General features: G+C 69.7%; 9 protein-coding genes. 5 read left to right on the forward strand and 4 right to left on the reverse strand.

Annotation, left to right across the window (positions count from 1 at the left end; genetic code table 11):
• Positions 1-8 precede the first annotated feature (8 nt).
• Positions 9-335 carry a WXG100 family type VII secretion target gene (locus ACZ56V_RS35175; RefSeq protein ID WP_468947665.1) on the reverse strand — a complete coding sequence of 109 codons (327 nt, stop codon included), beginning with the start codon at positions 333-335 and terminating at the stop codon, positions 9-11.
• Positions 336-353: 18 nt separating this feature from the next.
• A complete protein-coding gene (locus tag ACZ56V_RS35180; protein ID WP_468947667.1) occupies positions 354-785 on the reverse strand; it encodes a WXG100 family type VII secretion target in 432 nt (143 codons plus the stop codon).
• Between the two features lie 1,007 nt (positions 786-1,792).
• Here ACZ56V_RS35180 and ACZ56V_RS35185 point away from each other — a divergent pair.
• Positions 1,793-2,731, forward strand: a complete 939-nt coding sequence (locus ACZ56V_RS35185) for a LamG domain-containing protein (protein ID WP_468947668.1) — start codon at positions 1,793-1,795, stop codon at positions 2,729-2,731.
• 96 nt (positions 2,732-2,827) lie between these two features.
• Positions 2,828-4,237: a type VII secretion integral membrane protein EccD gene (eccD, locus tag ACZ56V_RS35190; RefSeq protein WP_468947669.1), complete on the forward strand. Its 1,410-nt coding sequence runs from the start codon at positions 2,828-2,830 to the stop codon at positions 4,235-4,237.
• Between the two features lie 35 nt (positions 4,238-4,272).
• Here eccD and ACZ56V_RS35195 read toward each other — a convergent pair whose 3' ends face one another.
• Positions 4,273-5,004 (reverse strand): response regulator transcription factor, encoded by a 732-nt coding sequence (locus tag ACZ56V_RS35195; RefSeq protein ID WP_468947671.1) that lies wholly within the window; start codon positions 5,002-5,004, stop codon positions 4,273-4,275.
• A 296-nt stretch (positions 5,005-5,300) separates the two neighbouring features.
• Between ACZ56V_RS35195 and ACZ56V_RS35200 the strand changes: the two genes are divergently transcribed.
• Together ACZ56V_RS35200 and ACZ56V_RS35205 are read left to right on the forward strand one after the other, a co-directional pair.
• Entirely contained in the window at positions 5,301-6,092 is a 792-nt protein-coding gene (locus ACZ56V_RS35200) for a hypothetical protein (protein WP_468947673.1), read from the forward strand.
• A gap of 33 nt (positions 6,093-6,125) precedes the next feature.
• Complete coding sequence (locus ACZ56V_RS35205) at positions 6,126-8,888, forward strand: right-handed parallel beta-helix repeat-containing protein (RefSeq protein ID WP_468947675.1); 2,763 nt, start codon at positions 6,126-6,128, stop codon at positions 8,886-8,888.
• A 74-nt stretch (positions 8,889-8,962) separates the two neighbouring features.
• On the opposite strand, the gene ACZ56V_RS35210 is transcribed toward ACZ56V_RS35205, so the two are convergent.
• Positions 8,963-9,643 (reverse strand): hypothetical protein, encoded by a 681-nt coding sequence (locus ACZ56V_RS35210; RefSeq protein ID WP_468947676.1) that lies wholly within the window; start codon positions 9,641-9,643, stop codon positions 8,963-8,965.
• 237 nt (positions 9,644-9,880) lie between these two features.
• Here ACZ56V_RS35210 and ACZ56V_RS35215 point away from each other — a divergent pair.
• Positions 9,881-10,104: hypothetical protein (locus tag ACZ56V_RS35215; RefSeq protein WP_468947678.1), on the forward strand; the 224-nt coding region annotated here is incomplete at its 3' end.

Here is a 10,104-nt window from a genome sequence, read left to right on the forward strand (position 1 = left end):
GTGACCGGTCAGTGCCGCCAGGTCGCCACGTTGGACCACTCGGCATCGGAGTAGTTGCCCCAGTTGACGTTCATGGCATGAGCGATCCTCCCGAGGACACCGTCGGGACCGAACAGACCGTTCGCGGCTATGTCCCAATCGTTCTGCATGTCCTGGTAGTACGTCGCCGCCTGACTCTCGCTCCACTCGGCCTGGAGCGGGGCGAGCTTGCCCTTGAGCAGATGGAGTTCGTCCGCCATCGTGCCGGCCAACGCGTTGATCGCGTTGCCCGCCCCGCTCAGACCTTCGTTGACGTAGATGGACGCACCGCTGGCGACTGCCTCGAATTCGGGCATGGTATGGGCCTTTCTGGATCAGTCGAAGTTCGTGCCGGTCGAAGGACTCGGAACGTCCTCCCCGAGCGCTTGCAGGTTGTGGAGGTTCCGCTGTTCCGACTCGACGTAGTTGACGTACGTGCCCCGCAGCCCGCTGGAAATGCCGGTCAGAGCGTTGTCCAGCAAGTCCGCGTAGATCCGGTAGTCCTGCATGAGGATGTTGAACTGCTGCTGGGCGATGCCTCCCCACACCTGCTCGAGAGACGTGACGAACACCATGAGCTCGGAGAGCTGCCCACGGATCTGCTCGGCCGTGTTCACCGTGTCGCTGGCGGCCTGGGCGACGTACTCCGGGGAGACCCGGTAGTTCACGCCTCCGACGGTCGTGGAACCGTCCGGCTGGCCGCCGATCGGGGCGTAGTCGTTGGTCTTGGGGTACTCGGCCGGCGTGATGCTTGGAGGTGTGGTCATGCCACACCTCCGGTGGTCGGTGAGATGACGCGGGACAGTGGCATCCGCTGGATCACGTCTCGAGGTCCCTTCCGGTTGTGTTCCGCCGCCGACAGGGTTGTCGGGCGGTCAGGAGGATCCGCACACGCGGGCAGGCTCGAAGAGAACCTGGCCGGGCGCGCGCTTCGTCACGTCCGGCATGTGTACGGAGGTCGAACGGCGCGCTTCGCCGCAGGCCGCGGGAAGACCCCATCGGGCGGGTCCGCCCCGATGGGGCGGTGCCGCGAGACACACTCCGGGCATCGACGGCAAATGGCCCGGGCCCTGCACGGCTGGTGCCGCTACCACCGTAGCCGCAAGTCGTGCGGAACGTCAGCCTCTCCGGTGTTCCACGTCGTGGCCCTATGCCGGGACAGGGCAGCCGCGGTCCACCCTCCGCACGCCACCGGTATGTTCCGCTCACTGACCGGCCCGCTGACATGTTGTCCGGCCGGCCGCATTCGTCAAACCTGTCGTCCGAACCGAGATCAGACCGTGTGCGCGGGCCGGTTGGGACGAGTCCCGCAACAAATTTCCGCATCAGTTACGAGGAGGTAGCCGTGGCACACACGCAGTCGGACGATTCGGATGAGGCCGGTACGGACGGTGCCGACGTCCGGGATCCGGTGGTGTCCGGTCCGGACACTCGCAGGACGGCCCGGCCGGGGCCACTGGGCCGGGGCTCGCTCCGGCGGCACCAGTGGTCGTCGCAGTCGGTCGACAGCGCCGCTGAGGGAGGGCGCGGCGAGGAGCGGGAAGACGGCGAGCCCGAAGCCGGCGGACTGGCGGGCAACACCGTTGGGATCGGCGGCATGGTGCGGGCCGAGGTCATAGGCGGCAGCGGCGTGGGGGGATCCGCCGGAACCGGCTCGGCAGGCGACGCGCCGGATCCCGATGGCACCACGGAGTCGGGCGGCCCCGACAGCACGCCCGACTCCGACAGTCCCGGAAACCCTGGTGACCGACCCCGACGCCGCCTGCTCCCGGTCATGAGCACGTCCGTCCTCACCGCGGTCTGGGTCCTGCTCATCGGCGCTTTGATCGCTGTCGCCTCCACCGTGAGCTGGCGCACCGAGAAACCCGCCCGTGCCTCGCACGAGGAGCCAGTGGCCAGCCAGTCGGCAAGTGCCCCGCCGGGGTCCGCCGTGCACGGGGAACTGGATTCCGCCGAACGCGTCACGGCGAAGCCGTCGAAGAAGTCCCAACTGCCCACTCCGCCGCAGCGGGCGGCGGGGCCTCCCGTCCGTCAGGCGCCGCCCCCGGCCCAGACACCGCCGCCCCGCCGACCCGAGAAGCCGGCCGGACCGGACCCGGTGTCCTCGTGGAAGCTGGGTTCCGGGGACCAGGACCTTGGGGCGGACGAGCAGAACACCAACCCCCTGCTCCTGCAGAACGTGTCGAAGGGTTCGGGCCACGGCGGCTCCGCCGTGTTCAACGGCAGGGACAGCCAGGCCTACACCGGCGGGCCGGTGCTCGACACCAGGGCCGGCAGCAGCTTCACCGTCTCGGCGTGGGTCTACCTCACCCGGACGGGAGCCCTGTACACGGCGGTGAGCCAGGACAGTGTCAACAACAGCTCCTTCTACCTCGAGTACTCCGAGGATGAGCACCGCTGGGCGTTCGCCCGCGTCCTGACCGACAAGGTCGGTGGCAGGCCCGCGCGAGCCCTGTCCACGGACGCACCGAAACTCAACACCTGGACCCATCTCGTGGGCGTGTTCGACGCGGCCAGCAACCGGGTCCTGCTCTATGTCAACGGCCGGCACGAGGGAACCACGTACGACCCGTCCCCGTACGGCAGCAACGGGCCGTTGGTGATCGGCCGGGCCAAGGCCGCGGGCGGTCACGCCAACTGGTGGCCCGGTCAGATCAACGAGGTCGCTGTCTACCCCGTGGCTCTCACCCCGGCACAGGTCAGGGGGTTGTGACCAGCGGGTGACACCAGAACGGGGTACTGGCGGCCGCACCCCCGGGCTCGGAACAATCGAGGAAAGCATCGAGTGTGGACCTGAGGACCCGTCACCGTGGATGAAGACTGCCGGATCACCGTAGTGGGCGGTCGGCGCCAGGTGGATCTGGCGTTGCCCGTGCACGCGTCGATCACGACATACGCCGACACTCTCGCGGGCCTGTGCGGTGAACGGACCGCCGGACATTCCATGCCACCGGCGTGGTCGTTGGGCCCCCCTGTAGGTGAACCGTTCGCCCCGGAGCGGACACTCTTGGAACTGGGCGTCGTCGACGGGCAGATCCTGCACCTGCGCGACGTCGTCGCTGACGAGTTCGAGGAACCCGCCGTCCATGACGTCACCGAACAGGTCGAGGAGGTCACCGAGGGGTTCTTCGAACGGCTGTGGAGTCCCCGTGCCCGTGTCCTGACCGTGATGCTGACGGGGCTCGGCTGGCTCGTGGCGCTCCTGACGGTGTTGCAGGTCGAGGGACGGCTCACCCCTCTCGTCCGCACCGAGATGTCGGTGGTAGCCGGTGTCGTACTGCCCGCGCTGGCATGGGTCGCCAGTGAGCGGAAGTGGCCGGTTCCACGTCCGCTGTGTGAGGTCCTGGCGCTGACCGCCGTGCCCCTGACGGCCCTCGCGGGATGGGCGCCGGCCGCCGCGCTCTGGTCCGAGGGGACAGATGGACCGGCGGGCCACGCCTCCCGCACCGGCTTCGGTGTCGGCGGCCTGGCCGTGGGCGCTCTGGTCGGCGCGCTGCTCGCGTACGTGGCGGCGTCCGGTGTGACCACCCTCGTCGTCCTGGCGGCCATGGGGGCCACCGCGGTCACGGCGGCCTTCGTGGCGCTGATCGGGGCGGACGGGATGCAGGCCGCCTCCGTGGTGGCGGCGGTCGCCTTCGTCCTCCTCACGCTCGCGCCGCCGTGGGTGAGTCGTCTGGTGGCCTTCTCCTGCCGCAGGGCGGAGGCACGCCGAGAGCCCGATGAGGAACGCGACGACGAGAGGGTACTGACCCAGGCGGTACACACCGCGACAACTGTGTTGGTCGTGTGGACCTGCGTACTCGCCGCTGTGCTCGTGGCCGCCCTGGTGCCGCTGGCGGCCTCTGAGTCGGTGTCGGCCGCGGCACTCGCGGGATGTCTCTCGGTGGCGCTGCTGCTGCGCGCCGGCGGCGCCCGGCTGGCAGCCGAGGTGGTGCCTGCCGCAGTGGCCGGTGCCGTCGGGTTGTTCGCCCTGGTACTCGTCGGAGGCGACCGGTCCGGCTCGGCCGACTGGGCTGCTCCGGCCGGCGTCTGCCTGGCTGCTGTCGCGCTCTTGGCCTACGGTTTCCGCCATCTGATGCGGCGCGTCGACATCCCGCCCCGGCCACGTTCCCGATGGCTCAGCACCGTCTCCTCCCTTCTGGCCGGCACTGCTGTGGGACTGGCGGTGGCGGTCTTCGGGGTCTACGGATGGTTCATCGACCTTGGGCAGCGACTGTGACCGGACGGGATACGCGCACCACGAGGAGGGGGCCCTCACTCCGCCGAACGCACGCGGGGCGAAACGTGACCGCCCTCGCACATGGCGATCAGCCGGGGATCCCGAGGGGGCGGCCGGACCTCGGAGGTGTCCGGCTCCCACCGCAGCAGACCGAGTTCTATCGCCTTGCGGGTCAGATCCGCCTTGTTGCCCACTCCCAGTTTACTCCTGATGCGCTTGACATAGGTGTTGACCGTGGCTTCGGTCAGACACATCCGGCGGGCGATCTGAGCATGTGTGAGACCCGCGCCGATCCAGCGCAGCGTCTCCAGCTCCCTGCGGGCGAGCAACGGCGGCCCCGCACCGTCGCGATCACGGAGCTCGGCGTGCAGGCGGGTGGCGAGCACCGGCGAGATGTGAATGCCGCCCCGGGCCACCGTGGCGATCGCGCCGAGCACCTCGTCGTCGGCAGCGCCGCCCGGCAGGCAACCGTGTGCTCCGGCACGCAGCAACGCTGTGACACCGCCACTGCCGGCGAGGTCGCCGAGCACCAGCACGCGGCCGTGTCGCACGAGCGTGGACACGGTCTCCGAAACCGATCCGCTTTGGTCGACGGTCTGCCCCAACACGATGACGTCGGGACGGGTGTCGGGCGCCAGGTTCCACTGCTGCGGCGCCGCGAACACGGCGACAATCTCCGTTTCGGAACAACCAGAAAGCAAGCTTTCCAGTCCGCGGCGCACGAGATTGTGGCACTCGACAACGACGACCCGCGGGACATGGGACATGACTCTCCTGCAACTCAGCTGCTGGAATGGATCGTTGGGCGTTCCAACACGGCCGGGGCAAGCGGTCCCATGCCGTCCATGGAAGTGAACGTACCCGCGGTCACTGCGGTGGGCGAGCCAGGGAATCGAAGAGTAGTGCTAGCACTACTCGGAAGGTACAACTGCCTGGCGAATGAGGGCACACGCGTTGAGCCACCCTTCGGGCCTCCTGGCGAGCCGCTGGAGAACAAATCAGCAATGCCGAGTGAACCCGGGTTCCACACCGCCGCCGCACTGAGGAGAAGAGCCGCCCGACCATGATCGACGAAGACTGGAGGGGGTTCGCCACTGCCTTCGACCGGGCGGTGCGCCCCAGTGGCGACGCCGGCCGTACGAGCCGGCGGATCCTGGTGATCGGTTGCGCGATGACAATCGCGGCCGCCATCGCCGCCCTGATCAACGGCGTACTGGGCGGCCCCGCCATCGCCACACCCGACCAGGTCGAAGCCCGCACGGAACCCACTGCTCCGCCCGCCGACGGCGGAGTGGGGACAGGCGGTGAGTGGACGGCCGTCGCCGGACCGTCCTGCGCCTCGGAAGGAGGCGGCTCCTTCACCGCGTACGGGTATTACACGGGAACCAACAGCGACCAGACGACCGGCTGGACGTCCCAGTCCAGCGGCGGCTACAGCGGCGGCAGTTGCACCGGCGACTATCTCTCCATGCCGGCGTCGGGCGAAAAGGCCTCGTACGACGACTCCCGCTTCGCGCTGTGGAAGTTCGACTTCAGCCGGACCCTCACCAGCGCGTCGTGCAGGCTGGACACCTATGTGCCGAAGGACGGTCGGCGCGACCGTGTCGGCGGCAACCCCGCCTACTACTACTACTACCAGACCGACTTCGCGTACGGCTCCAACGATCAGCCACTCGACGGCTACCGGGTGGACCAGGTCTCCGAGCGGGGCCACTGGGTCAGGAGCCCCGCGTTCAAGGTGCGTACCGGGCGGGTGACGGTCAAGCTGGTCAACGCCGGTGCGAAGAACACCGCCGCCACCCGTGACGCGCATGTCGCGGTGGCGCAGGTGAAGATCACCTGCCATGCCGTATGACTCTCCCGGAGTACGCGATGGTGAGGCCGGCGGATGAGCGGCATGCTACGGGTCGCTCCGCGCGGCTGGGGCACCTACCGCTCCGTCGTGGCAGCCGTGCGTGCGGCCGATCCCGGCGCGACGGTCTCCGTCCAACCGGGCACGTACACCGAGAACGTCGTCCTGGACCACGGCATCAGGCTCGTGGCGGAGAAGGGACCCGGTTCGGTGCGGATCGTCGGTGGCCGCGCCGCCGCCGTCACCCTGCGCGGAGCGGCCGGCCTGCGCGACCTGGTGATCGAGGGCGACGGCCTCGAACCCGCCGTGCTCGTCACCTCGGGAGAGGCCGTCGTCGAGGACTGCGAGATCACCGGTGGCCGGGTGCACGTCTCCGGGACGGCCGCACCGCTACTGCGCGGTTGCCGGATCCACCGGGCCGGGGAGGTCGGCGTATACCTCGCCGGTGACAGTACCGCGACGCTGGAACGGTGCGAGATCGCCGACATCGACTCGGCGGGCATCTTCGTCGACCACGGTGCAGCGCCCGTCGTCACAGAAACATCGGTGTCCAGGACAGGGGGACACGGTATCCGGGTCACCGGCTCGGCCCGCGGCTCCTTCGAGGGGTGCGAGATCACGCACACCGCCGCGGCGGCAGTCGCAGTGGACGCCTCCGCCCAGCCCCTGCTGCGCGACTGCCGGATCAGTGACAGCACCGCCGCCGGAGTCGTCGTCACCGGCGAGGCCGGTGCTCCGCCCGGCATCGCCGGCGCCGGCTCGAAGGCTCCGGCGCCCACGGACGACGGCGCACCCGAGGAGAACACCTCGGCCGGCGGCGAGTACGCGGGCGGTGAGTCCGGCGTCATACTGCACGGCTGCGAGATCACCCGCGCCGCCCACGACGGCGTCCACGTGACCTCCCGGGCCGTGGTGTCCCTCGTGGGCTGCCGGATCAGTGACGTACGCGCGGTCGGCGTAGTCGTCAGTGGCAGCGCCCGGCTACGCATGGAGGACACAACTGTCGCCGACGCCTCGGGAACCGGGCTGGCGGCGGGCGACACCGCACGGGTGGATGTGCGACGCGCTACCTTCCTGCGTCTTGGGGCCAACGGCGTCTACGCCGCCGACGACACCCGGCTGGACCTCAGCGGCTCCTCGATCGACGAGACGTCGTACAGCGCGCTGCACGCCTGCGGCACCAGCCGCGTCAGGGTCCGCTCCTGCCGGGTGAACGGCGCCAGGGAGGACGGGCTACGCATCGCCGCCCAGGCGCTGGTGACCGTGGCGGACACCACCATCGAGGGTGTCGGTCTGGCCGGCCTGGCGGTCGACGGGGGCGACCTGTCCGCGAGCGGCTGCCGGATCTCCCGGAGCGGCACGGGCATCAGCCTCAGCACGGGGCACCGTCCGCTCGTCCGCGACTGCGAGGTGAGCGATTGCACCGGAGTCGGCATCGACATCGACGCGCACACCGTCGCACTCGTCGCCGACAGCCGGATCACGGGCGTCGGCGGTACCGGCGTCCATGTCCGTGAGAGCGCCGCTCCCTGGATCGTCGACACCTCGGTCACGGACACCCAGGGGACCGGTGTGGTCGTCCAGGAGCACGCGGAGCCCCGGGTCCGCGGTCTGTCCGTGGCGCGCACCGGCAAGAACGGTCTCTTCCTCGCGGACGGGGCCGCCGGCCGTTTCGAGTACTGCGACATCAGTGCGGCCGGCTTCCCCGCACTCTACGTCGGTGCCGGCGCGGAACCGCTGCTGCGTGGCTGCCTGATCCACGACACCGACGAGGCGTTGCGGCAGGCCGACGACGCCCGGCCGGTGCTGGAGGCGTGCCTGTCCGTGAACGTCAAGAGTGGCGATCTGCCCGAGGAGGCACGGAGCGAGGTCCAGGGGGAGGCAGATATCCGGATGCCGCTGCCCCAGGTTGGTGTCGGCGACGGCCCCACGGGCGCGGCCGCCCAACCGGAGCGGCAGGGCGGTCCGAAGGACGTGACGGCCGAGAGCCTCAACGACGTACTGGAGGAACTGCACGGTCTGGTCGGCCTCGAGGGCGTCAAGCAGGACGTCAAAACCGTGGTCAAGGTCATGCAGATGGTCCGTCGGCGCACCGAGGCGGGACTCGCCGCTCCTCCGCTGAGCCGGCATCTGGTGTTCGCCGGCAACAGCGGCACCGGAAAGACCACGGTTGCCCGGCTCTACGGGCGGATCCTCGCAGCGCTCGGACTCCTCTCCCGCGGGCATCTCGTCGAGGCCGACCGCGCCATGCTGGTCGGCGAGTACGTCGGCCACACGGCGCCCAAGACCACCGCCGTCTTCCGCCGCGCGCACGGAGGCGTGCTGTTCATCGACGAGGCGTACTCGCTCACGCCGTCCGGACAGGGCGCGGACTTCGGCCGGGAGGCCCTGGCCACGCTGGTCAAGCTGATGGAGGACCATCGCGACGACGTGGTGGTCATCGTGGCCGGCTACCCGGACGAGATGGAGCGCTTTGTCGACGCGAACCCTGGCCTCGCCTCCCGGTTCACCCGCACCCTCGTCTTCGAGGACTACGCCGCCGCCGAGTTGGTACGCATCGTCGGGTGGCACGCGCGGCAGCACCAGTACGAGCTGCCCGGTGACACCCAGGAGGCGCTGGCCGCCTACTTCGACTCGCTCGTGCGCGACGACCGGTTCGGCAACGGCCGCACCGCCCGGCAGACCTTCCAGCGGATGACCGAGAACCACGCCAAACGGATCGTGGACCTCTCGGCAGCCACGACCGACGACGACCTGGTGACGCTACTGCCGCAGGACCTGCCCACCCTGCCGGGCTGAACCGCGGCCCGCACGGGGGCAGGGGGAGGCACACGGGGCCGCCGGGCAGCCGTGGACAAGCGGCTGCCCGCGGATCAGCCGCCGGGACTACCGCTGCCGGGGTCGGTCATGGCCGAGTTCCGGTCGAGCGTGGCGTACAGCTGACCGGCGTTGTTCAGCAGCGCGTTGAACGCGCCCATCGCCTCGATCGCACCGGCCACGGAGTTCAGCAGGTTCTTCATCTGCGGGACGATCGAGTCGGCGAACTGCTGGGCGCTCTCGTTGTACTTGTCGGGCTCCCACTTGGGGCCGTCCCTGCCCAGTTCGTTCGCTGCCTTGCCCCGGCCCCCCGAGACCCATCGGCCCAGGTTCTCGCCGAACAGGCCGTCCGCCACCGCGGCCCTCATCACATGGGCCTTCAGCTCGTCGTACCCGTGGATGGCGGTCCCGGTCGCGTCCAGGCACTTCTGCTCGCCCGTACGCAGCGACGAGAGGGACACGGAGAATCTGCCGTACTGCATCTCCGTACTGCCCGAGCCGTCGGGGGTGCCGGACGTGGGGACCAGGTGCGGCGCTTCGGTGTACGCCATCGTCAGGGTGGGGACCCGGCCGCTCGGCGGCGGCTTGCCGTCGCCCTCCGGCGGCTTGCCCTCCTCAGGCTCGACTCCGTAGATCTCGCCGTACTTCTCGCCGGCTTCCTTCTGGTTGTCGTCCGACGGGTCGACCGTCGGCCTCCAGGGGTGAGCCTGGTACTGCGACTGTTTGGGCTCCGTCATCCGCGGACCATTCTCTGCGCTTCGCCCGCCCTGTCCGGGCCGGACGGCGTGGGTCCCGTCGTCCCGGCGGGACTCGTCCGACACGGGTTTCCCTGCCGATTTTGCCAAATCCGCGGGCCCTCATCGAAGTCCCCATTCCAGGACGTCTCCCGGCCCGAACTGGGCCTACCGGCCGCCGTGGTGCCTTCATAGGGTGCTGTATGCCTACCGCAGTGTTGAATGGGATGGGAGTGCTCCGTGACGGAACCGGCGCCGGAAGACTCCGAGATCCAGTGGGCTGTCGCTCATGAACCGCCGGTCGGCCCGCCGACCTCCGACGGCGGATTCATGTCGGACGACGGCCGCACCTATGTCACCCCGGAGGGCAGGACTCAGCACGGGCTGACCACACCCGACGGGACGTTCCTGGTGAACGGCCTGGTGCGGATGATCGACGGACGGCAAGTCTATGGCTCTCGCCT

It is taken from the genome of Streptomyces sp. NPDC034099 (assembly GCF_055575415.1).